Annotated in this window: 12 protein-coding genes and 2 pseudogenes; 9 read left to right on the forward strand and 5 right to left on the reverse strand. The window is 58.8% G+C overall.

What is annotated here, in order from left to right; translation table 11 throughout:
• Positions 1–14: 14 nt before the first annotated feature.
• Positions 15–6341 carry an AVAST type 3 anti-phage nuclease/ATPase Avs3a gene (gene avs3a / locus HLH34_RS12505; protein WP_183119922.1) on the reverse strand — a complete coding sequence of 2109 codons (6327 nt, stop codon included), beginning with the start codon at positions 6339–6341 and terminating at the stop codon, positions 15–17.
• Positions 6342–7010: 669 nt separating this feature from the next.
• Here avs3a and HLH34_RS12510 point away from each other — a divergent pair.
• From HLH34_RS12510 to HLH34_RS12520, 3 genes are read left to right on the forward strand one after another with little or no spacing between them, the layout of a single operon-like run.
• Entirely contained in the window at positions 7011–7364 is a 354-nt protein-coding gene (locus HLH34_RS12510) for an ArsR/SmtB family transcription factor (RefSeq protein ID WP_183119923.1), read from the forward strand.
• Positions 7361–7783: an arsenate reductase (glutaredoxin) gene (gene arsC, locus HLH34_RS12515; protein WP_183119924.1), complete on the forward strand. Its 423-nt coding sequence runs from the start codon at positions 7361–7363 to the stop codon at positions 7781–7783. The genes HLH34_RS12510 and arsC overlap by 4 nt, the downstream gene beginning before the upstream one ends.
• The gene (locus HLH34_RS12520; RefSeq protein ID WP_275690667.1) at positions 7783–9072 is read left to right on the forward strand and encodes an arsenic transporter; all 1290 of its coding nucleotides are present in this window, start codon (positions 7783–7785) and stop codon (positions 9070–9072) included. The genes arsC and HLH34_RS12520 overlap by 1 nt, the downstream gene beginning before the upstream one ends.
• A 195-nt stretch (positions 9073–9267) precedes the next feature.
• Here the strand turns inward: HLH34_RS12520 and HLH34_RS19450 are convergent.
• Together HLH34_RS19450 and HLH34_RS12530 are read right to left on the reverse strand one after the other, a co-directional pair.
• Positions 9268–9447, reverse strand: a pseudogene (locus tag HLH34_RS19450) (VIT1/CCC1 transporter family protein); the annotation flags it as partial.
• 425 nt (positions 9448–9872) lie between these two features.
• The gene (locus HLH34_RS12530) at positions 9873–10844 is read right to left on the reverse strand and encodes an ATP-grasp domain-containing protein (RefSeq protein WP_240161404.1); all 972 of its coding nucleotides are present in this window, start codon (positions 10842–10844) and stop codon (positions 9873–9875) included.
• Between the two features lie 10 nt (positions 10845–10854).
• Between HLH34_RS12530 and HLH34_RS12535 the strand changes: the two genes are divergently transcribed.
• The 6 genes and pseudogenes from HLH34_RS12535 to HLH34_RS12555 all read left to right on the forward strand — a co-directional run bounded on the left by HLH34_RS12535 (position 10855) and on the right by HLH34_RS12555 (position 16975).
• Positions 10855–11910 carry a methyltransferase gene (locus HLH34_RS12535; RefSeq protein WP_244959920.1) on the forward strand — a complete coding sequence of 352 codons (1056 nt, stop codon included), beginning with the start codon at positions 10855–10857 and terminating at the stop codon, positions 11908–11910.
• Between the two features lie 12 nt (positions 11911–11922).
• On the forward strand, positions 11923–12804 hold the full coding sequence (locus HLH34_RS12540; RefSeq protein ID WP_183119926.1) for an iron-containing redox enzyme family protein: 882 nt from the start codon (positions 11923–11925) through the stop codon (positions 12802–12804).
• Positions 12805–12860: 56 nt separating this feature from the next.
• Positions 12861–14312 carry a multicopper oxidase family protein gene (locus tag HLH34_RS12545; RefSeq protein ID WP_183119927.1) on the forward strand — a complete coding sequence of 484 codons (1452 nt, stop codon included), beginning with the start codon at positions 12861–12863 and terminating at the stop codon, positions 14310–14312.
• Between the two features lie 46 nt (positions 14313–14358).
• Positions 14359–15147, forward strand: coding sequence for a chromate efflux transporter (gene chrA / locus HLH34_RS19870; protein WP_240161402.1), 789 nt, complete (start codon positions 14359–14361; stop codon positions 15145–15147).
• On the forward strand, positions 15114–15584 hold the full coding sequence (locus HLH34_RS19875) for a chromate transporter (RefSeq protein ID WP_264784347.1): 471 nt from the start codon (positions 15114–15116) through the stop codon (positions 15582–15584). Before chrA ends, HLH34_RS19875 begins: the two co-directional genes overlap by 34 nt.
• A 294-nt stretch (positions 15585–15878) precedes the next feature.
• A pseudogene (locus HLH34_RS12555) lies at positions 15879–16975 on the forward strand (IS3 family transposase).
• Positions 16976–17079: 104 nt separating this feature from the next.
• On the opposite strand, the gene glnT reads toward HLH34_RS12555, so the two are convergent.
• Positions 17080–18378, reverse strand: a complete 1299-nt coding sequence (gene glnT, locus HLH34_RS12560; RefSeq protein ID WP_183119928.1) for a type III glutamate--ammonia ligase — start codon at positions 18376–18378, stop codon at positions 17080–17082.
• 96 nt (positions 18379–18474) lie between these two features.
• Positions 18475–19812, reverse strand: coding sequence for an FMN-binding glutamate synthase family protein (locus HLH34_RS12565; protein WP_183119929.1), 1338 nt, complete (start codon positions 19810–19812; stop codon positions 18475–18477).
• Positions 19813–19819: the final 7 nt, after the last annotated feature.

Below are 19819 nucleotides of genomic sequence, written 5' to 3' on the forward strand. Positions count from 1 at the left end.
TTGATAGGAGATCGTCATCGTCGGCCTTTAGAGCGGCGACGAGCTTGCGGCCTAGGTTTAGGATCGGATCGCACGCTGACGGGTTCTTTGTCTTCTTCGAAGAGGATGATTTGCGTGGTTGATCTGGCATCGCGCCCTTCTCTTTCTTTCCAACGGTCATATCGCGAATAGGCCATCTGCCGTTCTGCTCTTACCTCAACAATGAGGCTCATGCCGGTCTTTTTGAGAAGGCCATCAATGAGAGGAGGGTGAATTAGCAATCGTCGCCCGTGACTGTGTTGTCCATCTTCATCAGGCGATCCCTCGCTCCAAATTTCGGAAGAGAAAGCTGCCGTGCCATTCATCTGCCAAGTTCTGTCTGTTGCGTCGGGTTCCAAGCCCATCTGAGCGACAATGTTTTGAGATGGAGCAAGTGTGCGATGCCCGACGTTGGCCGCCCAAGCGTCGAATTTATCGAGCCCCTCTTCGTCACGACCAAACTCAGAAACCCATCCTTTGAGAAGGTAGTTTCCTTTCGAAAGCTCGCCGTCTTCCTCATCGGAATAGGGAAGTCGGTGGAAATATCGGTCTTCACTGTTCTGCAACGCGCGGACCAGGGCTGGAGCAGTTTCCTTTGAGACGAAAGCACTTCTGACCGATATCTCCTGCCGCCGCCTGCTTGCGTAGGCCGTCCATCGCCCTGACGCGACAACTCTCGCATCAGGGAGAAGGGAAAACCTATCCACTCGCTCATCGTCCAACGACGATGGCCAATCTTCGTCCTTCGTCGCCGATAAGGAAACGCATTCTTTGGGAGAAACATCGCGACGATCCGCCAACCAAAGTCCATCGCTTCGGGTAAGGCCTTGCGAGCGCAACCAGCGCCGGAACGTGCGCCAATCATCGTCTGGCTCTTGGAGGTTTTCATGTAACGGATGCTCGTCGAGAAGCTTCCCTGCCAACGTCATTGTCGCGTGATAAGATAGATAAAATTGAAGGTCATCGACGGCGCTAGCCTCTCCTCGCATACGCCTATCATTGTCTCTGAAATATTTTCGCGTGGCGCGGACATCCTTATCGTAACGACCGTTGTCCGCGAGTCCCCAATCGTCTCTGATTATTTTTTCTGCTTCAATTTCCATCTCTGCATCAGAGATTGCAAAGGCATTGCCCAACGGGCTCAGGAAATATTTCGGAAAATCGAGACCAAAATGAAAGCGAGAGTCATCCCATTTTCTTTCTGTTGGGCGCCCCTTGCGCGCTCTGCCAAAGCTCTTGGAGTCGACAACAGGAAGCTTGGATTTGTTGATTGCTGACAGCGCATCGACTTGTTCCTGCTCTAGCAAGATTGCTTCGCTTTGATGCAGGGTCAACAGTGCCTCGGCGGCAAACGAGCGGGTTAGTACGTGCTGATTGTTTGGGGACGTTTGGTTCAGAAGGTAAGTCTTGCAGCGAGCGATGGTCGCCGGACTTTCCTGAGCTGCTCTTGCAAGGCTGATCGCAAACCACTGTACGGCATGAAGATCATAGAAGCGGAGTTCTACGTCGGCAAATGGCCCGGCCGATCTCTGGCTTGCAAACTTCATTAGATGGTCAATGACGACAGTGCGGTCGAGCGACGCCAGCATTCGTATAGAGTGAGCTGCGTTCCATCTTCTTTCTGCTGCCGGCGACCCAAGCGCCGCCCAAAGGTAGCCAGCTATCGAAGCCTCGACGGTTGATGGAGGGACGAGGTCAATCGACCAAGGACCGTCCCCATCCGATGCTTCATGTAGTGGCTCTAACAGGTTGAGTGCGTAGCTAAGAGCTTCTCTTGCCTGTTCAACTGACAGGAATGTTGCGAGTACCCCTACAAGTTGGAATAGGTCGTCTGCTCCCGAAGGCACCGTTGTCTGACCAATCGCATCGACGGCTTCTGCTAAAAGCTCCCGCACGGTGAGGCCGCTTGCTTCGCTAGCAAGTTTATGCGGAAGAGACTGGTAGTAGCGGCTCGCAGTGATGCTGAAACACTCCAAGCGATATACCTGCTTAACAAGTGCCTGAATAGCTGGGGCAACAGAGACACGGGACTCCCAGGTCGTTGGAATTGCATCCAGAAGGCCCCTAAGCTCATAGCGCTCGACTGTCCCGGAGCGAGCTAGTGACTCAAGGAAATTGGCTTCTGAGCCTGCCTTCAGCCTATCGATTGCGGCTTCATAAAACCGACTTGGATAAAACCCTCCCTCCAACTTCTTGTATCGAGCGAGGGCGTCATTCATGCTCACGGGATCGAGTAGATCGGTTTCATTGAAGACCGTGTCCCAGTCGATTGCCTCCGTTTCTGTTGAATAGTAGGTTGTCTTGCTTCGTTGCTCCCGTTCTTCAGAGCGAGAGGCCGCCTCGATCATTTCATGCGCGATGGCCGAAGGAAATTCCAATGCGTCCAGAATTTTTCCTATTTCCCGCCAATCTGAGGCGCTTCCTCCTTTAAAGCGTGCATAGCGGAGAAACGCTGTAGCTATCGAAGTTCGCTCGGTTTTACCGTCCGCGCCATTGAGTGCGGCTTTGAGAACTGTAAGTAAGTTCCACCAACCTCTCATCGGCAGCAAACAAAGCGAGGCAATCGGGTCTAGGTGTCCACCATCTCGCAAGGCTTCGACAAGCTCTGGAAGAATGCGAAATTCATTTCCAAAATGTCTATCCAGCCAACGACTTATAATCGCTGGACCGGATCGGTGGGAAAGCCCTGTTAGGGCCTCGACGGTGTGGTCCCAAGGAAAGTGTCTATCCCGTGCAACGTATTCATATGTGAGTTCAGCGGCTCGCGCGAACCGGTAAGCTGTTTCTGGATCATCCATCGGTGCCGCCGCGCTGGCACTTGCGAGATGGAGAATGGCCTCCCAGCGATGGAGGTTTTCGGAGCCAATGCGGCTCGCCACAACGATAGCCTCATTGAAATATTGTCCGGCTTCTGCTTCGCTTGATGTCAGCACGGCGCGGCAGACCGAAATTAGGCCATCGGCCTTGCTATCTGCTTCGTCTCGCTCGCCCGCGCTGAGCTTGTGGGCCTCTGCAGCGATGTCCAGAGCAAAGCCATGTTGGCCTAAAAAAGCCGCGCGCCTCGCAATTGCGGTGAGCGTAGGGGTGAAGAGCGGGTGCTTGAGCTCTTTGCGCCAGGCGTCGAGTTTCAGCCATTCTGCTTCTGGGGCAGCTACAGCAACGAGAATTTGGCTCCAGATGTGCGCAATCTCGTCTCCGGTTGCCGAATACTCTTCGTAAGATCGAGCCTCAGCCTGATTGGCTCGATCACGGGCCTGATCTATGGCCGCAGAAAGGTCGATGGGAATAATCTTTTTAAGTAGCCCCCCTGCCCACAGATCATGCCATGGCAATAATACGCCAATATCACGCTTATATCTTTCAGCGTCAGAGCCGTAACCACCATGCTTGCTCTTTAGCGCCTTCTTAATTTCCGGCTCTGCGGGTTCGGTGAGGTGCACCGACCTTCCACGCAGTTTCGCCCTCAGCGAGTAAGCCCGGAGATAAGCAAGGCGCCGATCATGTTCGTGTGGAAAGCGCGTAGCTAATCCTCTGGGGGCTTCCTTTGGTATATACCGATCAAGAACCCTTGCTAGGTCTCGTCTAGGGGCGATGCGAAGCTTGGTAGCCGCAGCGACCAACTCAGAAACCGCAATCAAGCGCGTGTCCTCTCCACGCCAATCGTTCGGGGCATCTATTTTTACGTGTTTGCTCGCGAGTAAGGCCGCTGCTCGTTGAACTGCTTCTCGGGGCGGGACGCGACCAATCCCACCAAGCTCCATGGTTATTGCTAGGATGAGGCCCAAATCATTGCCGGCTTCATGCGCTAGTTCGTCAAGTTCCGTGAACCTGCCTGCATCGACCAGCCTACGAGCTAGAAGCCGCCCAACGCGAAAGGATACCTCTCTCGGCGTCCATCGTCTCAACTGCTGGGCGCATATGGCAGCGCCGTGAAGGTTTAGCTCGGCAAGCTGCAATGCCGCGATGTCTTCGTCGTCTATCGAGGTCCGGTCGAAATGATCTTCCTCTTGGCTCTTTCGCGAGCGGCTCCAATGCCCCACCCACTCGTAAGCGAACCTAAGGCGGGAGCGAGCATCTCCAACGAGTTGCGGGCTACTCGACAGCAAGGCGGCTTCGTAGGCATGCTCGGACCCCGTCCATGAGCCGCCAGTGATCAGCCGTCGCGAGACCTGTTCAAGGATTTGATTGGGCTCGAGGAAGCGGGCCGCGAGATCGGTATTCTGGTTTAACAGGTTTTGCTGACGTTCGTCCGTCGCTGCTTCGCCACCAGCTTTCATCGCCAACTTGATGGCTTCGAAATAGCGCTTGCTTCTTAGGGCTGCCTTGAGAGCAAATTGCAATCGTTGAAGTTCGACATCTCGTTTCGCGATTGCGCTTCCCTGAGGAAGTGCCTCACTGGTAAGCGCCAGCGCGACGAGTTCGTCAAACAGACCCGCTTCCAACATCAAAGCAGGAAGGACAGCGGCTACGTAAGCACTCTCAACCGCGAGGGGCTTTAGTCTGGAAATGAAGGCATTCAGTTCAGTTCCAGATGGTCGGAAGCGCTGCCTGAACCAAGTTTCAGTTGGCTCATCCCTAAACTGAACCGCATCTTCACGAACGATCAAAGGTCGTTGCAAATCGTTCGCAATGCTGCGGACAAGCTCAACGCCGACGCCTGCCGTGGCTGCAACGATTTCGAGCGGTACAAATGGTCGCAATGTCGCTAGTGCGGTACAGACAAGGTCGATTTGCTGCTGCTCATATGCAGAAACGTCCCGCGCTTTTGCTATTGCCTTCTCAAGCAATTCCTTGATGGTGTCTTCTACCGTACGAGGGGTTGGCCCGAGCTGGGCTAGAACCTCTTGGACTGTATCTCCTACGGCTAGCGCGGCGCTTTGTACTCGAGGGTTGTGGGAGGTTAGGCGATGGAATTCCCGCACATCAGCAGGCGCTACATCAGAAAAATGGGCACGTAATTTTGCTGCGGTTTCTGACTCTGAAAACGGCTGCAAGGTTGTCAGCTTCACCTCGGGGGGCGGCGCGAGGCTTCCCACCCTATAGGGACGCGCAGTGAGCACCAAGCGGACGTTGGCAGGCAATTTTTCGCGTAATAGCAGGCGCGGAAAGCTCGGCCCGTCAGAAGCCTCCTGAGAAGCAGTTTCCGCGTTATCAGCAGCATCAATGACGATGAGGAGCAATCCGTCGCCGCTCTTGGTCAGTTGGTCAGCGGCTTGGCGAACGCGGCTTAAGAACGCACGCACATAAGCGCTATCATCAGCCTTATTGGACGGTAGGAGCGGGTCACACAGCCCTGCGGACGCCATCTCGTTGACTAGCTGTACTAGGCCATCTTGGGGCCTGTGGCGATACTCACTAGCGCTCCTGTAGCCGCCATTCCCAAAGCAGTCATATACGAAGCCGAAGCTGCCGGACGGTAGTTGTCTGGCGAGCGTTGTGGCCGTGACGGACTTGCCTACGCCTCCTTCGGCTTGGATGATTATCGGATCAGCGGAAGCGATGATTGCTGCCGCGATCGAAGGCAGTTGCTCTCGCGCTACGATTTGCTGAGGGATCTCTATAAGCGAAGGGGCGGGGAAAAGGCTATGTTCTCGTGCGTCTATGGCATCCAGAACGTCTTGGCGTCTGATTTGCGGATTACGTTCAAATTCTGTCGTAGCCTTCCGAGTCACCAAGTCTTTGAGTTTGAGCGGCGCATCCTTGTCGCTGTCTGGGAGGTATGTTCCAAGGCCCTGTTCCAGCAGCGAGCGCTGCGTAAGATAATCGGGAACGCTCGGCATGAGGTGCACAAGCTTTGCGAAGTTCTGAAGGGCCGATCCCGTTAGGGGCAACTCCCGCCGAAAATACGCTGAACGCTTACTTTCTTGACCCTCCGCTAGATCGGAAAGGGCCTCAAATACCGTCGCAGCTATCGGCCGATTTGTCTCGAATTCGAAACTAAAGCGCTTGCCAACATCCTCAGCTCCATAGGATTCTACTAACTTTTCGTAGCGTGCCGCAAAACCTTTGAGAGTCTTCTTAAACCCGCTATCTGTCCATTCCTCAGCAGCATGCAGCGTCGAATGTTTGAACTGGCGATAGGCGATTTGGGATGCTGAGCCTGGGGCCGTGCTTCCATGATAAAGCGCGAGATCAATAACATTGAGTCCATCGGTGATTTCCTCGTCAGGCGATGTTCCCTCTATAGTAATTGCTACGAGAGAGGTTCCGAACCGTAAAATCTCAAGGCATAAACGTGCTGCGCGGAGATAATGAAATTGGTCACCATCTCTACTAGTTCGCACCAAATCCGCTTGTGATATATTTTTGACTGACGAAATCATGCGATATTTCAGACCTTATACGTAAAAACCTTCGCGCAACTAGCCATTTTCAGTGGCGTGATTGGGACCTCAACGCGCTCGATTAAGCAGCTTGCATGCCATCACGAGATAGTCTGACGCAACCAAAGATTTAATGCGAAACGCCGCCGTGGCAATTGGCTAGGATTGAGCGATATCGCTGGGAGCTAAGGCCGTAATATCTGCTCTCTTGGCAAAACAGACCCGAAGATGTCTGTCGGCAATCAGTCAGCTTTCCTCGTGCCTACCTTCCTCGCGGCTGTGCAACTTATCTCCGCTATCATCGGACTTAACTGACGACACGCCCTAAACTGCTGATATGCCGTAATTATATTGCTGTCTGAAGTGAATGTGGGCATCGGTGCTTGCGTGCCCCCGCAACCATGGTTCAAGTGATTGATATCACACATTAAAACCCGCCCTCACCGGCGGGTTTTTTGTTGCCCAAAATTCCGCTCAGGAAACACATAGGAAACACACGGAAAGGTATTCAGGCGTAAAATTGTCGGTTCTCACTTCTGCGTGATGTGTCGGAGCAAGGTAAATTTTCCCGAGATCCCGGCGAGACGCATCCTCAGGCAAATTTCAATCCACATTGATGAATTCGAGATCTCCCTTGATTCTAGTCCACATATCGGAATATGTGGATATATGGAAAACGAAGCAGCCCTCCAGGCGCTGAGCGCTCTGGCTCATTCTAGCCGCCTCGATGCCTTTCGGCTGCTGGTGCGTCATGAGCCGGAAGGGCTACCGGCCGGCGAGGTCGCGCGCCGGGTGGGCGTGCCACAGAACACGCTGTCCACACATCTGGCGATCCTCGCGCGCTCCGGTCTGGTCCACGCGACCCGGCAGAGCCGTTTGATCATCTATCGCGCCGATCTCTCAGCGCTTCGCGCGCTGGTTCTCTTTCTGGTCAAGGATTGCTGCGAAGGGCGCATCGATCTGTGCGCGCCGCTCATCGCTGAACTCGTTCCCTGCTGCCCGGTAGAAAAGGTGTCGTCATGACCGTCACGATCTACCACAATCCCGCCTGCGGCACGTCACGCAACACACTCGCGATGATTCGAAACGCCGGGATCGAACCCACGATCATCGAATATCTGAAGACCCCACCGTCGCGCGACGAACTGGTCAGCCTGATCGCGCGCATGGGGAGGCCGGCGCGCGACCTGCTGCGGAGCAAGGGTACACCCTATGAGGAACTGGGTCTCGATAATCCGGCCCTGACCGACGACCAGTTGATCGACGCCATGATGGCGCACCCGATTCTGATCAACCGTCCGATCGTCGTGACCCCGTTGGGTGTCAAACTCTGCCGTCCGTCTGAAACCGTCCTCGACATCCTTCCGAAACAGCAGAAAGGCGCTTTCGCGAAGGAGGACGGCGAACAGGTTATCGACCAGAGCGGCAAGCAGGTCGTCTGATGCTCGCTCTTGTCATTTTCGTCGTCACCCTCGTCTTCGTCATATGGCAGCCCAAGGGATTAGGGATCGGCTGGAGTGCCTTGGCCGGTGCTGCCGTTGCCCTGGCAACCGGTGTCATCCACTGGCACGATATCCCGGTCGTCTGGCACATCGTCTGGGACGCCACCTTCACCTTCATCGCCCTGATCATCATCTCGCTCCTGTTGGATGAGGCGGGGTTTTTCCACTGGGCTGCACTGTATGTCGCCCGTTGGGGGCGGGGGAAAGCGCATGTATTATTCCCGCTGATCGTCGTGCTGGGGGCGGCAATCGCCGCGATCTTTGCCAATGATGGGGCGGCTCTGCTGCTGACGCCGATCGTGATCGCGATCCTGGCGCAACTGCGTTTGTCCCATACGGCGGCGCTGGCATTCGTGATCGCGACGGGATTCGTCGCCGATACCACCAGTCTTCCGCTGGTGATTTCCAACCTGGTGAACATCGTCAGCGCGAATTTCTTCGCGGTGCCGTTCGACCGCTATGCCGTCGTGATGGTGCCGGTGGATCTGGTCTCGCTGGCCGCGACATTGGGCGTGCTGGGGCTGTATTACCGGCGCGACGTGCCGGCCTCGTATCCCGTCGCAACTTTGCCCGAGCCCGCGAGCGCCATCCGTGACCCGCTGGTGTTCCGGGCGGCGTTCCCGCTGCTGGTGGCGCTGCTGCTCGCCTATTTCCTGACCGCGCCGTTCCATCTCCCGGTCGCAACCGTCGCCGGCATCGCCGCCTCGATTCTGTTCGCTCTCGCGGTGAAAAGTCCGGTCATTCGGGTGCGCAAGGTGCTGCATGGCGCACCGTGGCAGATCGTCATCTTCAGCCTGGGCATGTATCTGGTGGTCTACGGGCTCAAAAACGCCGGCCTGACCAATCATGTGGCGGACGCGCTGGTCTGGCTTGGCCATCGGGGCACGATTGTCGCCACGGTGGGGACGGGCTTCCTGGCGGCCCTGCTGTCGTCGGTGCTGAACAACATGCCCAGCGTGCTTGTCGGCGCGCTGTCGATCCAGCAGGCGCAGGACATCGCGCCGCTCACGCGCGACCTGATGGTCTATGCCAACGTCATCGGCTGCGATCTGGGGCCGAAATTCACGCCGATCGGCAGCTTGGCGACCCTGCTGTGGCTGCACGTGCTGGCCGGCAAGAACTACCGCATCACCTGGGGCCAATACATGAAGGTCGGACTGGTCATCACCCCACCGGTGCTTCTGGTCGTGCTGTTGGCGCTCGCCTTCTGGTTGCCCGCAATCAGTTGATCTCCGCAATGCGAAGGGAGTTCCGATGTCGCTTGACACGCCGATGCCCGCGATGCACCTGGAATTTCTGAAGTTGCCCGATCCGACGTGACCTGTCCCTGTGGTCCGAGGGGCAGGTGTGGTGCAGTCCAGAGCGTCGCTGGTCGTTGTCGTTTCTTCAGTATCGCATTTCCGGTCATATCGGACGGTGATCGGCTACACCTGAGCGCCGAATAGTTTCCCGATTATTACCGTCACTATCATGGCGACAACGCCCCAGAATGTGACACGGATCGCCGCGCGCAGAGGCCGGGCACCTCCCGCACGGGCGCCCACAACGCCAAGGACAGCGAGACAGATCAGGGAGGTCAGCGAAACGGCCCACGGTGCCAGTGCCACCTTCGGGGGCTGGTCAGGAAATGAGTCTTTTGGGCCTCCTGATCCCGTCGCCGTTTCAGGCTTTTTCGCACGGTGCAGTCGCCACTCTTGAGCGACTTCACGACTGGAGTGCCCGGCTCTCGTTATCGGCCTCGCTGCCGGTCATGCGAGTACAGCGCTGGTTCACCGTTTCATCCTTCGTGACAATGTGCTCAACCGGATGGCCCTTGGGCGGGCGGCCCGAACCTGAGTGGGTCAGGGGCAGCAGATATGCAGCAGATAAAAGAAGGCGTTGCCGAAGCAGCCGCTGAAAGGCTGTCTAGCAGCCTATTGGCTTGGCGCTTGCAGCGTAGGGTAACCGGGTCGCTTGGGGTGACCGGCTTTGGCCCAGTCTACTCTGCCAAGCTGTCCCTTCACACACTTGAACCAGGTAGATGTGGGGTCTAATTCGACGGGGGATAGCGCCGCATCAATCGCAACTGTCGCCACCACGCGCGGAAAAGAGCCGCCGCGCCGATCGGGATCCGGCCGGTGGCCCGCATCTCGGCGGCCAGCGCGAACAATGTCTTCTGCTTGGCGAAGACGCCGCGATATGCCTCCGGCAGGCTCAGTGTCGGGTCCCAGAACTGAATGGCTTCCGATCCGGCACCGTTGACCTCGATGATCTGGAATTGTCCCCGTCGCAGGGCGTCTTCGCTGCTGAACCGCACGTCAAGGCGACCGAAATAAAAGCCGTTCATCGACCGGGCAATGGCGTCGACGGCGTCCTCAAGGTTGGGGGTGTTCAGCCTCATGGCGTTTTCATAGCGCCCCCCGACCCGCAGGGAAGCGACCGTGCCGAGGATGACACTTTCACCGCATGCCGGGGTTTGTTCCAGGCGGCCGACGGGTAGAGCCGTCCTGTAGTGCGTCATCAAGGGAAAGAGCCGTGGATTTGCGATGATCAACTCGGCAATGGAGCGAACGCCGTCGCCGATGACCTGCGGCGAATGACGAACCGCAAGTCCGATAAGGCGGCCGTGGGCTTCGGTGGGCCTGCGCATGTAGAAGAGGCCGGCTTCGTAGGGTCCGGGAACAAATTCCTGCAACAGGAAACCGGCGCGGGATGGAAAGGCGGCGATGTATTGTGCCAGCTTACCAGCAGTGTTGATCCGCCTGACGCCATAGCCGCACCAGCCAATGTCGGGTTTGGCGATCAGCGGGAAGCCCAATGTGCCCGCGATGGAGCCCACCCCACGGACGTCATCGGGGGAGATGAGAAGGGTCCGAGCGACCCATGGCGAATATTCCGGGCTGATCCGGGCCAGACAGGCATGTTTGGATTCCCCCGCCAGTCCTCCGGTCTCGATCGCCGGATTGACGACCGATGGTAGCGTCAGGCTGCGGTAACGAAGTCCCAGCCACAGCCACTGCATGATGAGGGGTATGCATAATATCGGCTTCGGCAGCCGTTCTATGGCACCGAAGCTGGGCGGACCGGCGGGACGGCAGGAACAAGCGCCCATTATGCTGCGTTGTGACCTCATCATGGAACAGCGTATCTCCTGCACCTCGAACCCGGATCAGGCAATGCGACAGGTGGGGATCACGCTGTTGCGGGCGGGATACAGGTTTGTTTGTCCAACGCCCGAAACCCAGCGCCGTGTGAACGCACGGCCGGGCAACGAGTGGGCTGGAAATCTTGTCGATATCTTTGGCTGGAGCCGGCCGTTCCGGCGGGATGTGCTGCCCGCACCGCTCTTCGAACAGGCGATGGCGGCGGGCATGCTGGTCGCGGACAGTGGGGCCTGGCGCAGTTGTTTCCGGTTCTCGACGCTGGGGCACAACAGCTTCTTTCACTCATCCTTTCCGACCGAGGCGGCGGACGCCGTGTTCTTCGGTCCCGACAGCTATCGGTTTGCGGCCGTGCTGACGGCCTTTCTTCGTGATGTTCCACCGACCGCGCGGGCGGTCGATATCGGTTGTGGCACGGGACTGGGCGCGATCCTGATCGCGCAGCATGACCCGACAACCGAAACCGTGATGGTCGACATCAACGAGGCTGCGCTGCGGCTGGCGCGCGTCAATGCCGAACTGGCCGGCGTCGACGGCATTCTGGCGCGGCAGAGCGATCTTCTTTCGGATGTTTCGGGGGCAGTCGATCTGATCGTGTCCAACCCGCCCTATCTGCCCGATCCTCGACGCCGGCTCTACCGAAACGGTGGCGGCCGGCTGGGAGAGGGGCTGTCATTGGCGATCGTCAGGACTGCCATGGAGCGGCTCGCGCCCGGGGGGACGTTACTCCTTTACACGGGGACCGCGATCATCGGTGGAGACAATCCATTTCTGCAGGAGGTAGCGTCGCTGCTGAGGAATGCGGATTTCGTCTGGAAGGCCATCGAACTCGATCCGGATGTGTTCGGGGAGGAACTGGAGGACGGCCCCCTGTCCGTCGCCGAGCGTATCGCGGTGATCTGCCTGACGGTGACACGACGAAGGTAGGAGAGAGCGCCGATGAACGACAGCCTGTCGGGACGTGCCGTGGAGCACACGCAACGGAGCCTCCATCTGGATCTTGCGAGGCTGAATCATGTGCGTCTGACGCCGTGCCTGCCCGAGGACGATGATAGCGTCGGACCGGACCTCGGCCCCCTGCTGGAGAACGAGGCGCGCTTTCTGCACGCGATGCGCGCACGGGTCGCGCCGGCCGCCGCGCGTGCGCCGGCGGACCCGGTGGCATTCGTGTTATGGTTCGAGGAACTGGAGCGGACCGGCCCCGGTCAGGGGGACAGGCTTTTCACCTGGCTGGCACATGAGGCGCCTCGTGAGGCCATGTGCTGGTTCCTTGAACAGGAAGCCGCGGGCGAGGCTGGTTTCGAGGATCTGACGGCCCTGGTCCAGGTGCGTATGCCGACGCGGCCCAAGCTTGAACTGGCGCGGAATTACTGGGACGAGATGGGCCATGGCCGCGAACCCGGCATGCACGGGCTGATTCTGGAGCATCTGGTCCACGCTCTGGGCCTGCAGCCCCGGCCGGAGACGACGGTGTGGCAATCGCTAGCCCTCGCCAATACCATGACAGGTCTGGCGTCTCACCGGCATCTGGCGTTTCACGCGATCGGCGCGCTGGGCGTGATTGAGTTGACCGCGCCGGGCAGGGCGACAAGGGTCGCCGCCGGGCTGAAGCGACTGGGCGTGGGACCGGATGACCGGCATTATTTCGACCTGCACGCCGTCCTGGATGTGCGCCATTCCGCGACGTGGAACACGGAGATTATCGGTCCACTCGTCGCGGAAGATCCGCGGCGCGCGACGGCGATCGCCGAGGGTGCCTTGATGCGGCTCGAATGTGGTGCCGCATGTTTTCGTCGCTATCGGGATCATTTCGGCTTGTAGTGGACATAAGGCGGAGTTCGACGCTGGGAAGGCGCCATGGAAAGATTGGCAGCATCATGACGCTGGGTCGCCGCTCTCTTCTCAAGCTGGCTGGGTCAACCACGCTGACGGCCACGGTGCCAGGCTGGGCCTGGGGCGCGGGTCCCGCCCCGGGCGAAAATTCCGATCATACGCTGCGTATCGCCACGGGACTCGTGGAGCTTGCACCCGATCGCATCATCTCAACCACGCTCTATAACGGCCAGTTTCCCGGCCCCCTGCTGCGCCTCACCGAAGGCACGCGGGTCATCGTCGATATCTTCAATGATACCGATACGCCGGAACTGGTGCACTGGCACGGGCAGATGATCCCGAGTGCTGTGGATGGCGCGGCGGAGGAAGGCACACCCACTATACCGCCGCACGGCATGCGCCGGATCGCCTTTGTGCCAAGGCCGTCGGGCTTTCGCTTCTATCATACGCATGTCGCGGCGGGCGGCGATCTCAATCGCGGCACATATACCGGTCAGGTCGGGCCGCTCTATATCGAGCCAAAGGATAATCCCGGCGCCTATGATCGCGAGATATTCCTGGTGTTGAAGGAGTTCGAACCGTCTTTCAGCCGTGGCGGCGACATGGCGATGGCCGCCCTGGCCGGCGATCCGGTCGCCGAACTTGTGCAGATGGGCAAGGCCGCGGACGCGGCGGCCAGGGAGAAGACCAAGGGCTTCGAAGTCGGTTACGAATCGTTTGGGATCAACGGAAAAATGCTGGGGCATGGTGAACCCATCCGTGTGAAGCAAGGTGAGCGCGTGCTGTTCCACGTCCTGAACGGCAGCGCCGGTGAAATCCGAAGCCTTGCTCTACCTGGCCATGTTTTCAGGGTCGTGGCCCTCGATGGCAATCCGGTGCCGATGCAGGCGGAAGTACCGGTGCTGTGGCTGGGCACGGCAGAACGGATCTCGGCTATCGTCCGGATGGATCACCCGGGCATCTGGGTCATGGGAGACCTGGCCGACGACGACCGCCGGCGCGGAATGGGTATCGTCGTTGCGTATGAGCGGCAAAGCGGCAAGCCGCTCTGGATCGAGCCCAAACCGGCGCGCTGGGATTATGCGCGGTTCGGCAGGCCACAGTCTGCGATCGCGCCCGATGAGACGATCGAGATGACCATCGTCAAGCACAACGCCGCCCTCAATGGCTTCAACCAGTGGACTCTTAATGGAGAAGCTTTCTCGATGGAGACGATGCGGCCGCGCTATACGCTGCATCGGGGACGACGCTACCGGTTCAGAATCCGCAACGCCAGCGACGATATCCACCCGCTGCACCTGCACCGACACAGCTTCGAACTGACCCGGATCGGCGGCAAGCCGACTGGCGGCGTGATCAAGGATGTCGTGATGCTGGGCGGATTTCAGGAACTTGAATTCGACTTCGTCGCCGACAATCCAGGGCCAACGCTCTTTCATTGTCACCAGCAGTTGCACATGGATTTCGGGTTCATGGCGCTCTTCGACTACGCGTGACGGGCGGTTTCCAGATATCGAACAGGAAGACAAGGGAAACGATCCGATGACCACCATGCCGCGTGGCGTGGAGCCAAATGGACAGCGGACAGGCTCGCTACGCGAGGTCCTTTTCATCTTCCTCAGACTGGGTGTCACCTGCTTCGGTGGGCCGATTGCGCATATCGGGTATTTTCGCGACGAATTTGTCGTCCGGCGACAATGGCTCGATGAGCATGCCTATGCGGATGTCGTCGCGCTATGCCAGTTTTTGCCTGGGCCGGCGAGCAGCCAGGTGGGATTTTCTCTTGGCCTCATGCGGGCGGGCTATCTCGGCGGCCTCGCCGCGTGGACCGGGTTCACTCTGCCCTCGGCGCTCGCACTCGTTCTCTTCGCCTATAGCGCGAGCGCGCTCGGCGGCCCAAGCGGCATCGGGCTTTTGCATGGATTGAAACTCGTCGCCGTGGCAATCGTAGCACATGCCGTGTGGGGCATGGCACGAACGCTATGCCCGGACCGGACGCGTGCTTCCATCGCGGTGGTGACCGCGCTCATCGTCCTGTTTTCCACCTCACCGTTTGCCCAGGTCGCAGCCATTGCGGTGGAGGGCGTTGCCGGCCTGTGGTTTTGTCGCGCTGTTCCACCGTCGGCCAGCGGACATGTCACAGTGCCTGTATCGCGCCGCGCAGGGGTGATCGCGCTTGCCCTCTTTCTGGCATTGCTCGTCGGTCTTCCATTCTCCGTCGTCATGGAGCACCAGAGGGAATTTCATTGTTCGATGCCTTCTATCGGTCGGGTGCGCTCGTGTTCGGCGGTGGCCATGTGGTACTGCCATTGCTGCGCGAGGCCTTCGTGACCCCGGGTTGGGTGAGCGACAGCTCCTTTCTCGCCGGTTATGGCGCGGCACAGGCGGTTCCCGGGCCGCTCTTTACGTTTGCGGCTTATCTCGGCGTGATCGTCAAACAATCGCTCCATGGTGTGCCCGGCGCTACCCTGGGTCTGCTCGGCATCTTTCTGCCGGGCGTCCTGATCCTGATCGGTGCGTTGCCTTTCTGGGACGCATTCCGCAGCCGACCCATCGCTCAGGCGATCATGCGTGGCGTCAACGCGGCGGTCGTCGGCCTGTTGGGGGCCGCGCTTTACACGCCGGTTTGGACGAGTGCGGTCAAATCGGCGGGGGATTTCGGAATCGTGCTCGTCGGTTTCGTTCTACTGACAGTCTGGCGGGCGCCCCCGCTGGTGGTGGTCGGTATCAGCGCGCTGGGAGGAATCGTTCTGGAGCCAACGGCATAGCGCTGTATCGTCGCCGATATTACCTTCTCATGCTCTGAACTCCTGATAGACAAAGGCACCCGCGATCAGGGCACAGTCCTTATCGTTGACACCGCATCCGCGCGCCGTCTCGTACTAGGCCGATCAAACACGCGCCAGCGACGGCCGCGTCGACCGCGAGATCGAATGCGACGACCAGGCGGAAATCGACCGGCTCTGGGAGGCACTATCGAGCTGACGTGCTTCCCGATATTCGGATCACTTTGAGCTGGAATTTTCCAATTATGATCCCGTTGACGGGAGAAGGAGAGTTCCATGAAGAAGTCGAAGTTTTACGAGGCGCAGATCGCGTTCATTTTGTGCCAGGCAGATGAAGGAACGCCGGTCGCGGAGGTGTGCTGCAAGGCAGGCATCAGCGACGCGACCTTTTACAACTGGCGCAATCGCTATGGCGGCATGACGCCGTCGGAGGTCAAACGCATGCGCCAGTTCGAGGACGAAAACAACCGGCTGAAGAAGATCGTCGCCGACCTGACACTCGACAAGGCCATGCAGGATGTCCTGTCAAAAAAGCTCTGAAGCCTGCTCGCCGGCGCCGTCTTGTCGATGAGGTCCGCGAGGATTGGAAAGTCTCGATCAGGCGAGCCTGTGCCTGCCTGCGGGTCGATACCTCGCTCTATCACTACAAGTCGAAGCGCGGCGATCAGGCTGCCTTGAAGGCCAGGATCAAGGGGATCACTGCGACGCGTGTGCGCTACGGCTACCGGCGCGTCCATGTGTTACTGCGCCGGGAGGGATGGTCCGTGAATGCCAAGCGAATCTATCGCCTTTACAAAGAGTTGGACCTCTGAATCCGCAACAAGACACCGAAGCGGCGGGTGAAGGCGAAGCTGCGCGAAGACCGGACAGAGGCCGTGCACTCCAACGATATCTTGGCCATGGATTTTGTTCACGACCAGTTGGCGACCGGCCGCAAGATCCGCATACTGACCGTCATCGACACCTTCCCGCGCTTCTCGCCCGCGGTCGATCCGAGGTTCAGCTACCGGGGAGAAGACGTCGTGGCGGCACTTGAGCGGGCCTGCCGATCAGTCGGCTATCCGAAGACGATCCGGGTCGACCAGGGATCGGAGTTCATCTCCCGGGATCTTGACCTTTGGGCCTATCAGCGCGGTGTTGAGCTGGACTTCTCCCGGCCGGGCAAGCCAACGGATAACGCCTTCATCGAGTCCTTCAACGGCAAGTTCCGCAGCGAATGCCTCGACGCCCACTGGTTCCTGACGCTTGAAGACGCCCGCTTGAAAATGGAGGAATGGCGCAAGGACTGCAATACCGTCCGTCCCCACAGCGCCATCGGCAACAAGCCGCCGATATCGCTCATGAAAGGCTCATCGGCGCCTTCCGCCACCTGAGCCGAAACCCCGGAAGTCCCAGCCCAGGGCGATCCAAAGAAGGGGAGCACTTCAATAAGGCCAGACTCTAACTCAGAAGGAAGGAAAGTTCCGGAGGCAGGTCACTAGCAATCGAGGGTAACGGTGCGTTCCCATTCTGACAGATATCCACAATGGGTATTCCATTCGGCTGTCTTGAGGGCCAGATACGGATCAATCAACCCGTCGCCGAGCATGCCACGCAGAGCGTCCGATTTATCCAAAGCGCGCAGGGCGTCCAGAAGATTCAATGGAAGACGCTTGGCGTCCGTCACCTTGTGACCGTCGGTATACATATTGACGAAGAGCGGGGCGCCGGGATCGCGTTTCTGTTCAACGCCATCCAGTCCGGCAGCAAGAATGGCGGCCTGCATCAGATAGGGGTTGGCGGCACCGTCCGGCAGGCGGATCTCGAAACGACCCCCCCCCGGTACGCGGATCATATGGGTGCGATTGTCGTCGGAATAAGTCACGGTGTTCGGGGACCAGGTCGCGCCGGATACGGTGCGGGGCGCATTGATTCGCTTGTATGAATTGACAACAGGATTCAGCATGGCACACAGCGCATCCGCGTTGTGGATCAGGCCGCCCACAAAATGGTAGCCCGTGGGTGAAAGTTCCAGTCGGTCGCCGGGATCACCACAGACGTTCTCGTTGTCTTTCCACAGCGAGATGTGGGCGTGGCAACCGCTACCGGTCAGATGCATGAAGGGTTTAGGCATGAACGTTGCCCGCAGCCCATGCCGTTCGGCGATCGAACGCGCCATGAACTTGAAGAAGACATGGCGGTCGGCAGTGAGGAGTATATCGGCATATTTCCAGTTCATTTCGAACTGGCCGTTGGCGTCCTCGTGATCGCTCTGATAGGGCTCCCAACCGAGTGTCTGCATGGCGTCCGACAGTTCGGCGATAATATCGTAGCGACGCATAAGGGCGGACGCATCATAACAGGGTTTGTTCGAGGCGTCGAACGGGTCAGACACAGCCTGACCGTCTGGAGTAATAAGGAAGAATTCGCATTCCACGCCGGTTTTGACATCGATCCCGTGTTCCATTGCGCGGGCGATCAGGCGTTTGAGCGCATTGCGTGGCCCCTGTGAAACGGGCTTGCCATGCATTACAAGATCGGAGGCCAGCCAGCCGACCTCGGGTTTCCACGGAAGTTGAATCAGAGAATTCGGGTCGGGAATGGCCAGCAGATCGGGATCGGCGGGCGACATGATGAAGGACGCCGCGAAACCCGCGAAGCCTGCGCCATTTTTCTGGACACCGGTTATGGCCGAGGCGGGAACAAGCTTGGCGCGCTGCGTGCCGGCAAGATCGACAAAAGAAATCATGAAGTAACGGATATTCTTTTCGCGGGCGATTTCCGCAAGATCGCCCATGCTGTGTCGGATGCTGACCATAAATCCGTGTCCATTTCGTGTCGTAAGCCGGCTGCTTGCAGAAACAGACGCCGGAACCTGTTGAGGGTGACGCCGTCAGTATCCGGGCTTGCCCGGATACCAGTTGGTCCCGGCAAGCGGCAATTGTGTCATGGCGGCGGCTTCGAGGGTGAGGGCGACAAGGTCTTCGGGTTCCAGATTATGGACGTGACTTTTACCGCAGGCGCGGGCAAGGGTTTGTGCTTCCATCGTCAGCACGGAAAGATAGTTTGCCAACCGGCGGCCGCCGAGGATCGGATCAAGGCGTTGGGCCAGTTCCGGATCCTGCGTGGTGATGCCTGCCGGATCGTGACCATCCTGCCAGTCGTCGTACGTGCCTGGCTTCGCGCCCAGATTCGCATATTCGGAGGCGAGATCCGGGCTCTGGTCTCCAAGTGCGATCAGTGCGGCCGTGCCGATGGCGACGGCGTCGGCGCCGAGGGCCAGTGCCTTGGCCACGTCCGCGCCCGTGCGAATACCGCCCGAGACCACGAGTTGAACCTTGCGATGCATGCCGAGATCCTGAAGCGCCTGCACGGCGGGGCGGATCGCCGCGAGAATAGGGATACCGACATGTTCGATGAATACTTCCTGCGTCGCGGCCGTCCCTCCTTGCATGCCGTCAAGCACTACGACGTCGGCGCCTGCCTTCACGGCAAGGGAAATGTCGTAATACGGACGACTGGCGCCAACCTTTATGTAGATCGGCTTTTCATGGTTCGTGATTTCACGAAGTTCTTCGATCTTGATTTCAAGATCATCCGGGCCCGTCCAGTCCGGATGGCGGCAGGCGGAGCGCTGATCGATACCCACGGGGAGGTCGCGCATTTTTGCCACGCGTTCGGAAATTTTCTGGCCCAGCAGCATCCCGCCACCACCGGGCTTGGCCCCTTGTCCGATCACGATTTCAATCGCGTCGGCCTTGCGCAGATCGTCCGGATTCATGCCGTAGCGCGACGGAAGATACTGGTAGACGAGCGTGGCGGAATGGCGCCGTTCCTCCGGCGTCATGCCCCCGTCGCCTGTGGTGGTGGATGTGCCGGCGGCCGTGGCGCCACGGCCAAGCGCTTCCTTTGCCTGGGCCGACAGCGCGCCGAAGGACATCCCCGCAATGGTGACGGGCGTTTTCAGGTAGATGGGTTTCTTGGCGAAGCGAGTCCCCAGGACGACATCCGTGCCGCAGCGTTCGCGATAGCCTTCAAGCGGATAACGCGACATCGACGCGCCGAGGAACAGAAGATCATCAAAGTGAGGAAGCTTCCGCTTCGTGCCGCCACCCCGGATATCATAGATACCCGTCGCCGCCGCGCGCTGAATCTGCGAGATCGTAAATTCATCGAACGTCGCTGAATAACGGGGGAAAGTCTTCGTCACGTCGTGGTGGTTCTTGGTCATCACGGCC

This window comes from Gluconacetobacter azotocaptans (assembly GCF_014174355.1).
In the GTDB taxonomy this organism is placed as follows: domain Bacteria; phylum Pseudomonadota; class Alphaproteobacteria; order Acetobacterales; family Acetobacteraceae; genus Gluconacetobacter; species Gluconacetobacter azotocaptans.